The following is a 16,545-nucleotide window of genomic DNA, read 5'->3' as shown; positions in this document are numbered from 1 at the left end:
CTTTCGTATTGCGAGTCAACCGACCTTCAGGGCAAGAGGTTCTGGCAAATGCAACTCAAGGGAAAGGCGGCCCTGACATCGAACGAGGGCGATTAGCCGGTCTTCGTTGGCATGAAGTGCGGCGGATTGGAAGCGGGAGGACTGAAATGTGCAACCTCTACAACATCACGACCACGCGCGACGCGGTGATGCAGTTTACCAAGGCCCTGCGCGACAGGGCCGGCTGGAACGAGCCTTCGCTTGACGTCTATCCGGGCTACCAGGCGCCGATCGTGCGTGTCGGCCAAGACGGTCAGCGCGAGATCACTCGGACCGCCTGGGGCATGCCCTCCCCACCTGAAGTCGTGAAGAACTATGATCCCGGCGTTACCAATATCCGCAATCTCAATTCACCGCACTGGCGGCGTTGGCTCGGTCAAACCAGCCGCTGCGTCGTGCCGTTCACCTCGTTTGCCGAGCCTGATCCGGCAGTGCAGGTCCCAGGAGGCAAGATCCCGAATGCCCGGTTTGCAGGCAACAACGACCGGCCGTTGATGTTCTTTGCGGGGTTCTGGACGCCCTGGAAGGGTGTCAGGCGTGTGCGCGACGGCGAACGCGAATACGAACTCTTCGGCTTCCTCACCACGTCGCCGAACGAAATCGTCGCTCCCATCCACTTCAAGGCGATGCCGGTGATCCTGACGACGCCTGAGGAAGTGGACCTGTGGCTCACCGGATCCTGGGACGAGGTCAAGCATCTGCAACGGCCGCTCCCCGGCAACATGCTGGTGATCGTCGAGCCGCCGGCAGCACCGACCGAAGAAGGTTTGCCGCTGTGACTGGGAACCAGGTCAAGGCGGCATTGCCACGGTGACGACTATGGAAACGCCAAGCCGACCACGCAAGATCATCCACGTGGACATGGACGCCTTCTATGCGTCCGTCGAGCAACGGGACAATCCCGAGCTGCGCGGGCTCCCGATCGCCGTTGGCCATGGCGAAGCCCGCGGCGTGGTGGCGGCGGCAAGCTATGAAGCGAGGAAGTTCGGTGTCCATTCGGCCATGCCGTCGGTCACCGCCAAGCGGAAATGCCCGGCTCTGATTTTCGTGAGGCCGCGTTTCGATGCATATCGCACCGTGTCTCAGCAGATCCACGCGATCTTTGCGGAGTACACGCCGCTGATCGAGCCACTGTCGCTCGACGAAGCCTATCTCGACGTAACCGAGAATCTGAAGGGGATGGAGGTTGCAACCGAGATTGCCGAGGAAATTCGTGGGCAGATCAAAGCGCGAACCGGACTGACCGCCTCTGCTGGCGTTTCCTACAATAAGTTCCTCGCCAAGATGGCGTCGGATCAGAGGAAGCCGGATGGCCTCTTCGTCATCACGCCGAAGAACGGCCCGGCCTTCGTCGAGGCGCTGCCCGTCAAGAAGTTCCATGGCGTCGGGCCGGCGACGGCCGAGCGGATGCACAAACTCGGGATACAAACCGGCGGCGATCTGAAGGCGCGCGACCTTGCCTTCCTGCAGCAGCACTTCGGCAAATCTGGCCCCTATTTCTACTGGATCGCCCGCGGCATCGACGAAAGGCAGGTCAAACCCGACCGGGTGCGCAAGTCGATCGGTGCGGAAGATACGTTCTCCACTGACATTCACGATTTCGAAACGGCACGCTCAGAACTTCAGCCGCTAATCGAGAAGGTCTGGCGCTATTGCGATGCGAGCGGCATTCGAGCCAAAACCGTTACGCTGAAGGTGAAATGGGGTGATTTCACGCAGATTACACGCAGCAGGACGGTGGCGGCACCTATTGGCAGTACTGCCGAGCTTGCCGAGATCGTGACGCTGTTACTGTCGCCGATTTTCCCTGCCCCGAACGGCATCCGGCTATTGGGTGTGACGCTGTCGTCGCTCGATCCGGCGGACGCCGGACACGAACCGCAACTCGCCCTTGCGCTTTGAAGCAGCGGGAGCGCAAACGAAAAAGCCTGCCGCGGGAGGAGGTGCGGCAGCCTTTTCCAAAAGAACCGATCAGCAACCCGGGAGGAGGAGTGGTGCTGATCCCATGAACGACCTTGGGAGGAGGAGAGCTCGTTCACAAATCGAAGTTCTGCGGGAGGAGGTGCATCGCTTCGATGAGCCCACTATACAAAACTGGCAGCCAAATCGTAGCCAAGACTTCGCAATCCAGCCATGCGCGATGCGCGCAGCAAGAGCTCGTCAGGCCTTGAAGCGGTCGAATGCGGTGAGGAGCTTGACCGGGGGATCGGCTTCATCCCAGCGGTAGATCTCGGAGCGCAAATAGCGAAGTTCGTCATCGAGCGCGTTTTCGCCAAGTTCGATCCACCAGGATTTCGGACGGCCGTCGCTACCGTCCGACCAGCGATAGCCGCGCGCCTTCAGGTGATCCTTCATGTCGAATGGGCTGTTTTCCGCGAAGATGCGAACGCGCGATCGCTGGCTTGCTTCATAGAGTTCGGCAAACGGCGTTCGCCCCATCTCTCTGCCACCCTGTGCGAGGACCTCGAGCAGTGCAAAGCAGTCGTCGACTGCCCGATGACCCTCATGAAAATAACCCGCCTGTCCGATCAAATAGCCGAGCTTGGTCCCTTCGAAGCCACGGGCTGACCAGTCGATTTCGGAAATCGAACAGGCCCAGGCTTTTCCGGCGAATATCCGTGAGAACGCTTCGCAGAACGGCCGATCGAAGCCGGCATTGTGTGCGACAACGAGATCGGCCGGCTCGACGATGGCACTCAACTGATGGACATCGATCATCTGGCCGGCCACCATTTCATCGGTGATGCCGGTCAGTCGTGTGACTTCCATTGGAATTGGGATGCTCGGTTGCTGCAGGCCGCCATAGACATCTGTGACATCGCCAATAGCACCGGCGTCGTCAAAGGTGAAAGCGATCGCGCCGATCTCGATGATCTCGTCCTTTCGATGGCTGAGACCAGTAGTCTCGGTATCGAGGATCACGCCTTTCAAGGGAAATCCGGGTCGCGCCGCCTCGGTCACAGACCGAGGCTCGAGCTTTTTCAGGATACGGTAGCGGCCCGTCTCACGGAGCTGCCGCACCATGTCCTCTTCGCTCAACGCAGTTGTGGGATGTCGTTTCGCCACCGACGAGCCCGGCACATTCTGAGGTGCCGTCTCGGTCGCAGCGAACAGGTCGAACTGCTGCGTCATTCGCTCAATATCTCGGGCTCATTCCAAAATCGACTCGCCGGACCCATCTCTCATCGGCTTCGCTATAAGGCATCCACCCGAACAAATCAGGAAAAATCATGGAAACCGTGGAAATCACCAGCCGAAGCGACTTGCCCTGTGGGCAATCCAACGCACCCAGGAAATCGTGACGGCGGAAGGCGCCGCCTTGCAATGGTCGCTCGTGACATGAACCTAGGAAGCGTTGGTGGAGACTGCGGCGGCGCTGGGCAAGACCATCAGTGACGCCATGCTCGAAGTTTTCGACGGCTTGATCGCAGACTGACCCAAGCACAAGTCGGCGCACATGAGATCTTCGCGGATCGCGACGCCATCGCGGCATCAGTCACACCGACTCGTGCGACCGGCGCCATCCGTATGAAATCATGCGCAAAGCGGAATCGGTTTAACCGACACGTCGTGCAGAGCGCGCCGGTCATCTTTTGGCTTTTCTCCATCCAGCTTCACGGGCCTCTTCCTCAGTACAGAACCAACGCTCGCCTTTCATCGGGTTGACGACCGTCAGTTGATAATACTCCTGTCCGGGTACGTGATAGATGAGCTCGCCCGAGCTGCTGACGTTGCCTTTGATGTCGCAACCGATACTTGACGCCATTGGCGACGTGAGCATCGCAACAGCGAGTATTCCGATGCCGAAGGCAAGGCCAAGACCAGGCATCCAGTCAGGCGAACCCTCTGTTGCAACCTTGCGCAGACGTGACTTCACCGTCGCGGTCGGCGCCTTGCGCCGAACCGTCCATTTCTGGCGTTTTCGCGGATCGAAGTCGACCACGTTGCCCATCTTCAGCCCCCTCGCAAGCCAGGATGGAGCAAATCAGCAGTTGCGTCTATTAGAGTTATAAAATTAACTAGCGGACAATAACGAATGTCATCAAACCGGGTTCTCACTCGGCCTTGGAGGGCAATCTGGATGGATCTCGCGTATCCTGGCCAATCAGCAAGCGTTCGAGACATTCTAGATCTGGCGACACAGTACAGAGACGCGGCCGTCAAGCTTGGTGAAGGCTCGTCTAGAGGAAAGACCAATCACATTCCGCGACGTCTTCTGGCTCTCCATTCGATCGAGCTCTATCTGAATGCCCTTCTGCTTGCCAAAGGCCTCGATCACAAGACGATCCGCGGCTTTCAGCACGATCTTGGCGAGCGGACCCGAAGAGCAATGGATGCCGGCCTCGTTCTGCGCAAGCGTACCGCGGAGCACTTGGCAACTCTCTCCTCAAACAGAGAGTATCTCGTCACCAGGTACGGTCCAGAGATGACTACCACGTTGTCACATGTGAACCGACTTATGGCGACTCTCGATGAACTTTCGCAGAAGGTGCGAAAGATGTTGGGGGCTGCGTCATAACTCAAGATAGGTTGACCAAGCTGCGGCTACCCATTGCCTCGCTCGCAAGATCGGGAACCTCCACTTGCCTGCAACGGCAGAACGAACACCATGTGTTCGCTCTCCCGGTGTTCCAGTCGATGAAGCAGATGAGAATATCGGAAACGATGCTTGCAGCTCTTACCAACATTCGGACCGCCGAAGATATGATCGTGCCTTTCGCGATGAGGAGCAGTGTCGACGACTGCTGGACAGCATGGTGTGGCCGGCCGCTGCCCCGCACGCCTTGAAATCGTGACAGCACTCGATCTTGACCCGGCGAATCTGCACAGCCGCACCACGTTCGCGCTTTACGACAGTCTGGCGCACCTGCATTACACCACATGGTGGCCACTCTGCCCGCTCAATCGCGACGTCTGAGGCCCTCGGCGAAGGCCATCATCAGTGGTCCCACGCCCTTGGCGTCATCCGCCACTACCTTTTCGGTGAGGTAGTAGCCGGGTGAACCGTCCCGATAGTTGCCTTCGAACCCGCCGAGGCCGGCAACGCCAACGATCGTCGTCAAACGCGTGACGCCCTGGTCGTCTGTTTCGAGACGTCTCGACAGGAGTGCGTCGAGGGCCCTATCGCCGGCAGAAACAGCCTGGTCGGGCTCGGCAAGGCCGAGCCTCGCGGCGCGCAGCAACGCGTAGGCAAACATCGCGGAAGCCGATGTTTCCTCGTAATTGTCCGCAAGATCGGGCTCGTCGAGTATCTGCATCCAGAGACCGGACGACGCCTGGCGTGCCGTCAGTTCGTCCAGCAGACGGCGTGTCCGCTGGCGCAGCGCTGTGGTAGCCCCGTCCTTGGGAAGAAGCGCCAGCGCGTCGACCAGAGCCATTGCCAGCCAGCCGACGGCGCGCGCCCAAACCGCCGGTGACTTGCCCGTGGTCGTGTCGGACCACCGTTGCTTCCGGCTGTCATCATAGCCGTGGACGTAGAGACCGCCCTTAGTGGCAGTGAACATCAGCGCCGTCGAAAACTGCTGAAGCGCGTCGGCAATCAGCGCCGGCTTGTCATTAACGAGTGCATACTCGATCTGGAATGGCAGCCCCATGTAAAGCCCATCGAGCCAGACCTGGTGCGGGTAGCGGTTCTTGTGCCAATAATTGCCCGCAAGAATTCGCGGATGGTTTTGCAACTGGCCTGCGAGATGATCGGCTGCCTTGCTGTAACGAGGATCCCCTGTTTCTGCTGCGAGCGGGAACAGGACGCGTCCTGCAAGGATGTTATCGATATTGTACTCGGCAGGATCGTAGCCGAGGAGCGTGCCGTCAGAAGCGACCTGCCGATCGATAAGCCGGTGCAGGTGCTTGTTCCAGCGCACCTCGCCGGTCGCCTCGAAAAGAAGGCGAAGACCGCGATAGACGCAGCCATCCTCGTAGCACCAGCTTCCGCCCTTGTAGGGGGTGTAGCGTTGCGCGAACTGATCGAAATAGTCGGTCGGGTCCATGGAGTATCTCATTTAAAGCTAACGGAGATTGCAGTTCGGCTCAGGAGCGCAGGTTCATCGCAGTCGATGTCAGCGCACTGGGCGACAATCGTCTCGTGCCGCATCGGTCGCACCCGGTCGGCCATGATCGGTGGCGAGGCGGTCGCGTCGGCACGATAGGAAGCAATCTTCAGCCGGCGGATTCTGACGTTTCTGATCGGCGCTTCCGGCAGGCCGAGAAAGGCGCCCGCGGCGTGGGCGAGCTTGCGCATTTCGACGTCCTCGATGGTGACTCCATCGATCACCGGTGTACCGAGACCGATGGAAGCCGGCTGGCGCGATTGCACCCATTCGTCGTGGCCGTCCGCGTCGCAATGATAATGGGCGTTTGCCGATAGCGCCGTCTCGACTCCATCCATGAGAACCCGCCGCATGGCAATGTTCGTGATGGAGCCACCGCGACCACGCCTTGTCTTCAGACGCAGGCCGCGATCGGTACCGACCATTTCGCAGTCCTCGACACAGACGTCGTGCACGCCGCCCGACATTTCCGAGCCGATGACAAGACCGCCGTGGCCGCGCTCCATCAGGCAGTGGGTGACACGGATGCCGCGCGTCTCTGCAAGATGATCGTCTTCGCCATTCGGCCCGCGCTTACCCGCCTTGATCGCGATACAATCGTCCCCCACGGAAAATCGCACGCCGGTGATCGTAGCGTCGCGGCAGCCTTCGGGATTGAAGCCATCGGTATTCGGGCTATCGGGCGGGGCGGTTACAGTGAGGCCCACAGCGATCAGCCGGCGGCAGCCCTGCGGATGAATCGTCCAGGATGGCGCGTTGCGGATGGTAAAGCCTAAGAGCTTCACGTCGACACAGGAAACGAGGTGCAGGCCGCGCGGACGGCGGGCCCCCTCACGGGTTTCCTTCGGCCAATTCCACCAATCCCCCAGGTCTCCTGACCCGTCGAGCGTACCCTCGCCCTCGATCACCAGGCTTTCAGCGCCGATCGCATGTATTGGAGCGGCGAAACAGGCGGCTGGCAACCCTTCCCAGCTCCCGAGCATCCTGTCCTCCTTGTCGCGGGCCTCAAGAATGGGCCAGCCTTCGCGAACCGAAGGCGCCCGAAGGATCGCTCCCTTGGAAAGATTGAGGGTCATGCTGCTCTTCAGCCGAACCGGAAAAGCCGTCCAGTCTCCCTCGGGCAGACGCAGTGTGCCGCCGTCGGGCACGGCGCTTACAGCAAGCGCCAAGGCGGCAGCGTTGGCTCGCGCACCCTTGAGGTCGTCGGGGCGAATGTCTGGGACAAAGCCAAAGGTGGTTGGATCGATGAGACCGGCGCAGGCTGCCGTTTCGAACTCGAGTGACTGGAACCCGTCGATCTCGATTCGGTAGCGACAACTGGGCTGTAGATCATGCAGAAGGCTAACGACCGTCGACGTCTCGCCTTCCCGCATTTCGTTGTCGCCCGTCAGCGACGACAGCTGCCAGCTAATCCGCTCAGGCAGGCGATAAAGCGCTCCGGCTTTAGGCAGGCAAAGCGCTGCCGTTCGCGCCGACAGCGCGATGATGGACGGTCGGATCATGATCTCTTTCTCTTGGTTGTTATTCCGCCGGGGGCGGACCCGCCGCGGAAACCGCGGCGGGAAATCTGACGATCAATCGAACTCTGCGAGCACGTCGTTCACCGTATCGATGATCTGTGCGGCTGCTTCATCGGCCGTGAGTTGGCCATAGGCGTACTCTTCCAACGTATCGATGAAGGCTGCGCGCACTTCCGGATGCTCGTTAAACGGCGAGACGGCCGGGCCGCTTGCGGCGACTACGATCGCGTTTGCGGCCCGCACTTCAGGCTCGCCCTTATCACCCAGACGGGCACCGGCTGCCTTCGACGCCGGCAGGCCGCGCGATGTGCCGAGTGCATCGATGCCCTCCGGTTCGTTCAGCAGGCAATTGACGATCTGAGCTGCCGCCTCCGGATCCTTCGAGTTCTTGGAGATGGAGAACACCATCGAGGGCTTGCGATAGACGCCTTCCGTCACGGCGTCCGGAAGCTTCAGCATTGCCACCGGCTTCAAAACCTGACCGTCCTTCAACGGGTCTGCATATTTCGAATAGGTCGAATCCCATTCGTAAGAGCCGGCAACCTTGCCGTCTGCCCAGGCCGGCTTTTCAAACAGATTGACGTTGCCATCGGCCGCTTCTTCCTTCTGCGACCGGATCGCGCCGATCTCGACCAGCTTGCCCAGGAACGATATCCCCTCGGCGAGCTCCTCCGGCGTCCAGGCAACGCGATTGGTCGCGGGATCGACCAGATCCTTCCCGGTCTTCTGCACCACGGCCAGCGTGGTCAAAAGCTGTGCCGTCTCCTTGACGGCGTTGAAGGTATAGTAGTCCTTGCCGAGCTTTTCCTTGATGGTCGCCGTGGCCGTGAAGAATTCGTCCCAGCTTTTCGGGATGGCGACGCCAGCCTTTTCGAAGGTCGTGGCGTTGAAAAAGAAGACGCGACCCGTCGTCGAAACCGAAAGCCCCTGCAGCACGCCGTTCATCGAGCCGGCCGACAGATCCGCCTCGCTCCAGTTGGAAAGATCGATCGCCTTGAGCTTGCGCAGGTCGGCAAAACCATCGCCATTCTTAGAAAACAACGGCAGCCAGGGCCAGTTGACCTGGATGATATCCGCTTCGGTCTTGCCGGCCATCTGGGTGGTCAGCTTTTCAAGGTATCCGTCAAAGCCGGTGAATTCGCCTTTGACCGTGTGGCCGTATTTTCCGCCGCAGGCGGCGATTGCCTTCTGGGTGGCAACGTGGCGGCTCTCGCCGCCCCACCAGGCCATTCGCAGTTCGGCGGCGTGCGCCGTCGTACCAAGGGCCAAAGCGCCATAGGCGACGGTGGCCAATGCGGCGATCATTCTTTTCGTTTTCATCGAACTTCTCCTCCTTGGAATGGGGCCGAACGCTGCCTCCTCACAGCGAGACGTTGCGGCCGTCGGTCTTGTCGAAAACATGCAGGTGATCAGGATCCGGGCGCAGGCGGATCACATCCGATTGGCCAAGTGCCTCGAATTCGGCGGCGCCCACGACGCTCACCAGCTTGCGGCCTTCGAGGTCGGCATGCAGGTAGACTTCGTGCCCCATGAACTCGGCGTTGGTGAGCCTTGCGGAAAGGCCCGGCCCATCGGCGACGAGCGAAAGATGCTGCGGGCGCATGCCGAGCACGGCCTCTGCAGGTCTGGCCGAAAGCCTACTCTCGAGATGAGCGCCAAGCGCCAGCCGCTGGCTGCCGATCTGGAGTTCGCCACCCTCAAGCGTCGCATCGACAAGGTTCATCTCGGGGCTCCCGATGAAGCCGGCGACGAACAGGTTCGCCGGTCGATTGTAGAGCTCCTTGGGTGTTGCCACCTGCATGATGTGGCCGGCCTGCATGACGCAGATCCGGTCTCCCATGGTCATGGCTTCCGTCTGGTCGTGGGTCACGTAGATGACTGTCGAAGACAGGCCTTCGGCCTTCAACTGTCTGTGCAGATCGGTAATGCGCACCCGCATCGAGGCGCGCAGCTTGGCGTCGAGATTGGAGAGAGGCTCATCGAAGAGGAAGACGCCCGGCTTCTTGATGAGGGCGCGCCCGAGCGCCACACGCTGAGCCTGCCCACCGGAGAGTTGCTTCGGTAGCCGGTCGAGCAGCGGTTCGATCTCGAGGATCTTGGCGACGTGTTTGATGGCCGCATCGATCTCTGCCTTCGGCTTGCCGGCGATCTTCAGCCCGAAGGCGAGGTTGCCGCGCACCTTCATGTGCGGATAGAGCGCGTAATTCTGGAATACCATCGCGATCGAGCGCTTGCCCGGCGGCAGGTCATTGACGCGCTGGTCGCCGATCACGATCTCCCCGCCCGAGATCTCCTCAAGCCCCGCAACCATGCGCAGCGTCGTGGACTTGGCGCAGCCTGAACCTTTGCCATGGTCAGCCTTTGACTCCCCCGGAGGAGATCCCTTCAATGAAATACCGTTGTGCAGCGAAGAACACGACCAGAGCCGGTGTGATGGTCAGCACCGACATTGCGAGAATGCGGTTCCACTCGAAGGCTTCCGTGGTGTCGATGGAGAGTTTGAGCGCGAGGCTTACGGGATATTTGTCGACCGACGACAGGTAGATCAGCGGCCCAAGGAAATCGTTCATCGTCCACATGAACTGGAACAGGCAGACCGAGATCAGCGCCGGCGCCAACATCGGGACGACGATGTAGACGAGCGTCTGGAGACTGTTTGCGCCGTCGACGCGCGCCGCTTCTTCCATGTCTGCAGGCAGTGAGCGCAGGAACTGCACCAGCATGAAGACGAAGAAGGCATCGCCGGCGAAGGCAGAAGGGACCCAGAGCGGTAGGAAACTGTCGAGCCAGCCGAGATCGCGGAACAAGATATATTGCGGGATGCGCGTCACTACGTTTGGCAAGAGCAGGATCGCGATCACGGAAGCGAAGAGGATCTTCTTGAACGGGAAATCGAACCGCGCGAATGCGTAGGCCGCCATGGTGCAGGAGATCGCCGTGCCGATCACCTTCGGCAGGATGATCAGGAACGAATTCCAGAAGAACCGGCCGAACGTATAGGGCGTCGATGTCTGCCAACCCTTGATGTAGCCGTCTGCAGTCGGATTGTCGGGCAGGAAGCCGGCGCCTGCGAAGATCTCCGAGTTCGTCTTGAAACTCGCGCCGACCAGCCAGATCAGCGGATAAAGCATGACGAAACCGACTGAAAACAAGAGCACGTAGCGAACCGTCGTCGACAGCAGACGAAGCCTTGCCCTGCGCGCGGCCTGCTGGCCGTTGAGTGTTTGAAGATCGGCCATGGCTCAGTTCCTCTTGTCGCCGGCGTAGTAGACCCACTTCTTCGAAGACCAGAAGGCGACGAGGGTCAGCACGGTAATGATGGCAAAGAGCACCCAGGCAATGGACGACGCATAGCCCATGTTGAACTTCTTGAAGGCCTCGTCATAAATGTAGAGGGGCAGCAGGTATGTGGCCTTCAGCGGACCGCCCTGGGTGATGATGTAGGGGCCGTTGAACTCCTGGAACGCCTGAACCATCTGCATGATAAGGTTGAAGAAGATGACCGGGGTCAGCAGCGGCAGCGTGATCCAGAAGAAGGTCCGCACCTTGCCCGCACCGTCGATTGCCGCTGCCTCGTAGAGCGATTTATCGATCGATTGCAGCGCCGCCAGGAAGATCACCATGGCCGAACCGAACTGCCAGCAGCGCAGAAGCGTGATGGTGAAAAGCGCGTTGGTCGGATCGCCGAACCAATCGACCGGGGCAAGCCCCAGCGTGGCCAGCATCATGTTCGCCAGTCCCTCAGAGGCAAAGACATAGCGCCACAGGACGGCAATCGCGATCGACCCTCCAAGGATCGACGGCACGTAGAAGGCGGTTCGGAAAAGACCGATAAACTTCAACCGGTAATTCAGGATCGCGGCGATGAAGAGTGCAAAGGCGAGCTTCAACGGCACGGTCAGGAACACGTAGAGCAGCGTGACGTTCAACGACTTGATGAACGTGCGGTCACGGGTAAACAGCCGCTCGTAGTTGGCGAACCCCGTCCAGCGCGGCTCGCTCATCAGGTCATAGCTGGTGAAGCTCAGGTAGAACGAGCCGATGAACGGAATGGCCGTGAAAATCAGAAGGCCGATGACGTAGGGCGCGAGATAGCCGAGCCCGAGAAGACGCTGCCCTTTCATGCCCGTCCTTCCGGATGGCACCGAAATGCTGTCTTTATGGATACATTTTCGTACAAATTACGCTCCCGGATCGGTGCGGACGAAACGGGATTTCTTCCCTTTTTTGCCATCTCCCAATCCCTCCTCCCAGACGATATGGTGCGCATAAGCGGTTTATGCGGTGACAATCGCCCATCTCTCCCGCAGAATGAATTCACAAAGGCGAGGAAAAAGATGGACGAAATTGAAGGTGGCATTCTCTCTGCAATTCCGCCGACGGCGCTGACCCTCAATCTGACGCGGGCGGCGATCCGCATGGAACACTCCCACACCTGGCGGATCGACAAGTCCAATGAGGTCGATGACCTCGTGATCTGCCTCGAAGGGCGCGGCCATTACCTGATAGACGGCGAACCGGTGATCATGGAACCGGGCGACGCCATGCTGATTTCGCGTGGCCAGCGTTTCATCGGATGGAACGAGGAGCGGGAGACCTATCTCGGCGTAGCGCAGCACTTCACGCTCGATATCTACGGGCGCCATAACCTTGTTGCGCAGATGGATCTGCAACCGAAATTGCGCCTCACGCGCTGGCCGCTTCTCGAACCGCTGGTCCGGCACTATCGCCAGAGTGCTCCCCCTTCCTCCGTTACCCTCGGCCAGCATCATCTCTTCATGGTGCTGCTCATTGCCTTTATCGAGGATGCGTTCATCGGATGGCGGGACCACGCCACCTACCAGCCCGAGGGCGCGGACGCGATCGACCTTGCGGTCATGAAAGCCGCGACGATGATCTCTGCCAATCCGCTCGATCCGGAAATCGCGACACGAGCGGTCGACGCATCGCCCTACAATCGCGATTACTTCCTGCGCGAATTCCAGAAGCGGGTAACGCGCACGCCGCGCAAGTACCAGGAGCTGAAGCGAATGGAACGCGCCATGCACTTCCTGGAGGCCGGCCTTTCGGTGGCGGCCGCCGCCGCGGAGGTCGGCTATTCCGATCCCTACTATTTCTCGCGCATGTTCAAGCGGACCCTGGGCCTTAGTCCGCGTGACCACCTGAACAAGGTTCGCCAGAGCCGCGATGGTGGCCTGATGCAGCTTGACGAACCCGAGCAAGCGCTGGCGCTGGCGGAGCAATACCCGATGCCAAATCCTGCGACGGCGCAGTCGAATTGACCAGGGTCTCGAGGGCCTCCCAAACCGCAACTGGCCTGGGAAGCCCTCGGATAGCGCTGGAATCGAGCGCCGTGAAACGCCGCTCCATCTAAAGGTGGAGACGTCGCATACCACGGCCGACGCCCCCTGCAGATTGGTACCTCACGCTTTGCGCTTGTTTGCGCCGATGAGCGCGTCGAGCATCTCGACTTCGGCGCCCGTCAGGTCCTTGAGCGGCGGGCGCACGGCGCCGGCCTTGAAGCCCTGCAGCCGCACGCCGGCCTTGACCGCCGAGACGGCATAGCCCTTGGCCCGGTTGCGGATGGCCATGAACGGATAGAAGAAGTCGTTGAGGATGCGTTCGCAGGTGGCGCGGTCACCGCCGCGAAGCGCTGCATAAAATTCGTTGGCAAGACCCGGCACGAAGTTGAAGACGGCAGACGAATAGGTGGTGAAGCCGGCGCCGAGATAGGCCTCGGCAAAAAGCTCGGCCGTCGGCATGCCGCCGAGATACATCAGCCGGCCGCCCATCTTGGCGGTGACCTGGCGCACCAGGCCGATGTCGCCGGTGCCGTCCTTGAAGCCGATCAGGTTCGGGCATTCGTCGCAGAGCCTTGCGAGCGTGTCTGCCTGCAGCACGGAATTGTCGCGGTTATAGACCATGACGCCGATGCCGACCGACTGGCAGATCTTCTTCACATGCGCGTAGAGCCCTTCCTGCGGCGCATCGATCAGATAGTGCGGCAGAAGCAATATGCCATCTGCCCCGACCTTTTCGACCGAGCGGGCGATGTCGATGGCGGTCTCGGTACCGTAACCGCAGCCCGACACGATTGCGGTCTCGCCCGACACTTCCTTGGCGGCAGCGACAATGCCGGGAATTTCATCCGGTTTCAGCGAGAAGAACTCGCCGGTCCCGCCGGCGGCAAACAGCACCGGCGCCTTGTAACCGGCCAGCCACTCCACATGGGCCCTGTAGCTGTCGGCCGCAAAGCGGCCCTCTTCGTCGAAATGGGTGACCGGAAACGAAAGGAGGCCTGAGCCAAGGGCGGCCTTGATCTGTTCAGGAGTCATCTTCTTTTAGTCCTCTGCGTGTTTTCAGAATGGAAAATCTTTGGGTACCGGCCGGATCCGCATCAACTCATCATATAACTCATATGATGAGCTTGCCGCCGGCCACGGCATCAGCGGGCCAGCCAGCCACCGTCTACATTGAGTATGGCGCCGTGAACGTAGTCGGCAGCACGCGACGACAGGAACACGGCGGCACCGGCGATGTCGTCAGGTCTGCCCCAGCGGTTGGCGGGGATGCGATCGAGAATGGCCTTGTTGCGATCAGCGTCGCCGCGGAGCGCCTCGGTGTTGTTGGTCTCGATGTAACCGGGCGCGATCGCGTTCACGTTGATGCCCTTGGACGCCCACTCGTTGGCAAGCAGTTTGGTGAGCCCCGAGACCCCGTGTTTGGACGCCGTATAGGATGGCACGCGGATACCGCCCTGGAAGGACAGCAGCGATGCGATGTTGACGATCTTTCCGGGCCGGCCCTTCGCCAGCAGCTCCTTGACGAAAGCCTGGCAGGTGAAGAAAAGCGCCTTCAGATTGACGTCGATGACGTCGTCCCAGTCGGCCTCGCTGAACTCCACCGCATCGGCGCGGCGAATGATGCCGGCATTGTTGACAAGAATGTCGTAGCCCCTTCCGGCAAAGACGTCGCGCGCAGCCATCGGATCGGCAAAGTCCAAGGCAAGCGGTGCGGCGATCCCGCCCGCGTTTGCGATGATTTCAAGTGTTTCATCGGGCGCCCGTCGCGCCGCGCAAGTTACCTCGGCGCCAGCCGCAGCAAGGCCAACGGCAATCGCCTGCCCAAGCCCGGTGTTTGCGCCGGTGACGAGCGCCTTATGTCCCTGAAGGGAAAAGGGATTTGTCACTTCAGATCCCCCGGTTGGACGAACTCCATGTCGGTATAGTCAACATTGTCGCCGGCCATTGCCCATATGAACGTGTAGGATCCGATGCCAGCGCCCGAGTGAATGGACCAGGGGGGAGAAATCGCGCCTTCCTCGTTGGAAATGAAGAGATGGCGCGTTTCCTGCGGTTCACCCATCAGGTGCAACACGCGGGATTTTTCGTCCATTCCGAAATAGAGATAGGCCTCCATACGGCGATCATGGACGTGCGCAGGCATGGTGTTCCACACCGAGCCATCTTCAAGCGTGGTGTAGCCGAGGACGAGCTGGCAGCTCTCCATGACCAGCGGGTGGATGAACTGGTTGATCGTGCGCTTGTTGGAGGTTTCGGTCGTGCCGAGTTTGACTTCCTTGCTGCCGGCAATGGTGACAAGCCGGGTGGGTAGGCTGCGGTGGGCCGGGCAGGAAGTGATGTAAAAGCGCCCCTCCCCGGAGAAGGTTACGGCCCCCGTACCCATTCCGAGATAGAGAACGTCGCCGCGCTTGAGCGTGTAGCTTTCCTTCTCGGTGGTGACGATGCCTGTTTCGCCGACATTGACGATACCCATCTCGCGCCGGTCAAGGAACGACGGCGTCTTGGTTTCTTCCACCTTGTCGAGCGTCAGTGGCTTGCCCGCGGGAACGGCGCCGCCCATCACGAAGCGATCGTAGTGGGTATAGATCAACCGGATCTCACCCGTCCGGAACATGTCCTGAGCCAGGAAATGCCTGCGGAGACCCGCCGTATCGAGTGTCTTTGCATAGTCCGGATTGACGGCTTGCCGCGTTTCAACGGTCAGCATGAAACTCCTCCTTCGGTGATTGCGACCAACATATAATATGTGTTATGCGTATTTGTATGATATGTCTGACAAGGTCAATAGGCAAGCGCCAACCTTGTCTTTGTCTGCGGTGTCTGAAGGGGGCTTGGAATGGACCGTCTGCTCATTACCGGCGCGGCGGGTCAGCTTGGGCGCGTGATGCGCACAAAGCTCGCCGGGCTTGCTGACACGGTCCGGCTTGCAGATCGTGCAGGTCTAGGCACCCCGGCTGACCATGAGGAGCTCGTCCAATGCGATCTTGCCGACGCTCAAGCGGTGAGCGCCATGGTCGCCGGCTGCGACGGTATCCTCCATCTTGGCGGGGCGTCGACCGAAGGGCCGTTTGAGGGGATCGTGCGCGGAAACATCTCCGGTCTTTACAATCTCTTCGAGGCCGCCCGCGCCAATGGCCGCCCGCGCATCGTCTTTGCCAGTTCCAACCATACGATCGGCTGTTATCCGCAAGCCGAACGGCTCGGTCCGGATGTTCCGTTCCGCCCGGATGGACTCTATGGGGTCTCAAAATGCTTCGGCGAGGCGCTTGCCCGCATGTATTTCGAGAAGTTCGGGCAGGAAACGGCGCTGGTTCGCATCGGCTCCTGTACGCCAGAGCCAACGAACCACCGGATGTTATCGACCTGGCTTTCTCATGAAGACTTCGCGTCGCTTATCGAGGCGGTCTTCCGCGTACCGGTTTTGGGCTGCCCCGTCATCTGGGGCGCATCTGCGAACGATGCCGGGTGGTGGGACAACACCCATCTTGGCTGGCTCGGCTGGAAACCCAGGGATAATGCCGAACATTTCCGGGCGGGTGTCGCGGAGGCCGTGCCGCAGCCTGGCTCCGACAAATCCATGGCCCGCTTTCAGGGCGGTGCCTATGTCGACAATCCGATCTTTAAGGAGTGATG

Annotated in this window: 15 protein-coding genes and 3 pseudogenes; 6 read left to right on the top strand and 12 right to left on the bottom strand. The window is 60.2% G+C overall.

Translation table 11 applies throughout. The features are described from left to right. Positions 1-146: 146 nt before the first annotated feature. Positions 147-818, top strand: a complete 672-nt coding sequence (locus ACQ5BM_RS32065; RefSeq protein WP_429819914.1) for an SOS response-associated peptidase — start codon at positions 147-149, stop codon at positions 816-818. A 40-nt stretch (positions 819-858) separates the two neighbouring features. After that, positions 859-1,941 carry a DNA polymerase IV gene (dinB, locus tag ACQ5BM_RS32060; RefSeq protein ID WP_429819913.1) on the top strand — a complete coding sequence of 361 codons (1,083 nt, stop codon included), beginning with the start codon at positions 859-861 and terminating at the stop codon, positions 1,939-1,941. Positions 1,942-2,199: 258 nt separating this feature from the next. On the opposite strand, the gene ACQ5BM_RS32055 is transcribed toward dinB, so the two are convergent. Next, the gene (locus ACQ5BM_RS32055; protein WP_429819911.1) at positions 2,200-3,171 is read right to left on the bottom strand and encodes a 3'-5' exonuclease; all 972 of its coding nucleotides are present in this window, start codon (positions 3,169-3,171) and stop codon (positions 2,200-2,202) included. Positions 3,172-3,269: 98 nt separating this feature from the next. On the opposite strand from ACQ5BM_RS32055, the pseudogene ACQ5BM_RS32050 reads away from it, so the two are divergent. Continuing rightward, a pseudogene (locus ACQ5BM_RS32050) lies at positions 3,270-3,475 on the top strand (hypothetical protein). Positions 3,476-3,625: 150 nt separating this feature from the next. Here ACQ5BM_RS32050 and ACQ5BM_RS32045 read toward each other — a convergent pair. After that, complete coding sequence (locus ACQ5BM_RS32045; RefSeq protein ID WP_429819910.1) at positions 3,626-3,991, bottom strand: hypothetical protein; 366 nt, start codon at positions 3,989-3,991, stop codon at positions 3,626-3,628. Between the two features lie 174 nt (positions 3,992-4,165). Next, on the bottom strand, positions 4,166-4,411 hold the full coding sequence (locus tag ACQ5BM_RS32040; protein WP_429819907.1) for a hypothetical protein: 246 nt from the start codon (positions 4,409-4,411) through the stop codon (positions 4,166-4,168). 281 nt (positions 4,412-4,692) lie between these two features. On the opposite strand from ACQ5BM_RS32040, the pseudogene ACQ5BM_RS32035 reads away from it, so the two are divergent. Beyond that, positions 4,693-4,808: pseudogene (locus ACQ5BM_RS32035) on the top strand (IS1595 family transposase); the annotation flags it as partial. 132 nt (positions 4,809-4,940) lie between these two features. Here the strand turns inward: ACQ5BM_RS32035 and ACQ5BM_RS32030 are convergent. The 6 genes and pseudogenes from ACQ5BM_RS32030 to ACQ5BM_RS32005 form a co-directional block, all read right to left on the bottom strand. Further along, positions 4,941-6,029 carry a glycoside hydrolase family 88/105 protein gene (locus ACQ5BM_RS32030; protein ID WP_429819905.1) on the bottom strand — a complete coding sequence of 363 codons (1,089 nt, stop codon included), beginning with the start codon at positions 6,027-6,029 and terminating at the stop codon, positions 4,941-4,943. Positions 6,030-6,037: 8 nt separating this feature from the next. Further along, positions 6,038-7,591 (bottom strand): glycoside hydrolase family 28 protein, encoded by a 1,554-nt coding sequence (locus tag ACQ5BM_RS32025; protein ID WP_429819903.1) that lies wholly within the window; start codon positions 7,589-7,591, stop codon positions 6,038-6,040. A gap of 72 nt (positions 7,592-7,663) precedes the next feature. Continuing rightward, positions 7,664-8,929 (bottom strand): ABC transporter substrate-binding protein, encoded by a 1,266-nt coding sequence (locus ACQ5BM_RS32020; RefSeq protein WP_429819902.1) that lies wholly within the window; start codon positions 8,927-8,929, stop codon positions 7,664-7,666. Between the two features lie 40 nt (positions 8,930-8,969). Continuing rightward, positions 8,970-9,950: pseudogene (locus tag ACQ5BM_RS32015) on the bottom strand (ABC transporter ATP-binding protein); the annotation flags it as partial. Between the two features lie 13 nt (positions 9,951-9,963). Beyond that, positions 9,964-10,848: a carbohydrate ABC transporter permease gene (locus ACQ5BM_RS32010; RefSeq protein WP_429819901.1), complete on the bottom strand. Its 885-nt coding sequence runs from the start codon at positions 10,846-10,848 to the stop codon at positions 9,964-9,966. A 3-nt stretch (positions 10,849-10,851) separates the two neighbouring features. Further along, on the bottom strand, positions 10,852-11,733 hold the full coding sequence (locus tag ACQ5BM_RS32005; RefSeq protein ID WP_429819899.1) for a carbohydrate ABC transporter permease: 882 nt from the start codon (positions 11,731-11,733) through the stop codon (positions 10,852-10,854). 213 nt (positions 11,734-11,946) lie between these two features. Between ACQ5BM_RS32005 and ACQ5BM_RS32000 the strand changes: the two genes are divergently transcribed. Beyond that, positions 11,947-12,891: a helix-turn-helix domain-containing protein gene (locus ACQ5BM_RS32000; protein ID WP_429819898.1), complete on the top strand. Its 945-nt coding sequence runs from the start codon at positions 11,947-11,949 to the stop codon at positions 12,889-12,891. A gap of 141 nt (positions 12,892-13,032) precedes the next feature. On the opposite strand, the gene kdgD is transcribed toward ACQ5BM_RS32000, so the two are convergent. The 3 genes from kdgD to kduI form a co-directional block, all read right to left on the bottom strand. After that, positions 13,033-13,944 carry a 5-dehydro-4-deoxyglucarate dehydratase gene (gene kdgD, locus ACQ5BM_RS31995; RefSeq protein WP_429819896.1) on the bottom strand — a complete coding sequence of 304 codons (912 nt, stop codon included), beginning with the start codon at positions 13,942-13,944 and terminating at the stop codon, positions 13,033-13,035. A 110-nt stretch (positions 13,945-14,054) separates the two neighbouring features. After that, positions 14,055-14,798, bottom strand: a complete 744-nt coding sequence (gene kduD, locus ACQ5BM_RS31990) for a 2-dehydro-3-deoxy-D-gluconate 5-dehydrogenase KduD (RefSeq protein ID WP_429819894.1) — start codon at positions 14,796-14,798, stop codon at positions 14,055-14,057. Next, entirely contained in the window at positions 14,795-15,619 is an 825-nt protein-coding gene (gene kduI, locus ACQ5BM_RS31985) for a 5-dehydro-4-deoxy-D-glucuronate isomerase (protein WP_429819892.1), read from the bottom strand. The genes kduD and kduI overlap by 4 nt, the downstream gene beginning before the upstream one ends. Before the next feature lie 129 nt (positions 15,620-15,748). On the opposite strand from kduI, the gene ACQ5BM_RS31980 reads away from it, so the two are divergent. After that, positions 15,749-16,543 (top strand): NAD-dependent epimerase/dehydratase family protein, encoded by a 795-nt coding sequence (locus ACQ5BM_RS31980; RefSeq protein ID WP_429819891.1) that lies wholly within the window; start codon positions 15,749-15,751, stop codon positions 16,541-16,543. Positions 16,544-16,545 lie beyond the last annotated feature (2 nt).

It is taken from the genome of Ensifer sp. B1-9 (genome assembly GCF_050474445.1).
In the GTDB taxonomy this organism is placed as follows: Bacteria; Pseudomonadota; Alphaproteobacteria; order Rhizobiales; family Rhizobiaceae; genus Ensifer.
The sequence above is the reverse complement of the archived record's forward strand: the minus strand, read 5'-3'. Positions and strand labels throughout refer to the sequence as shown.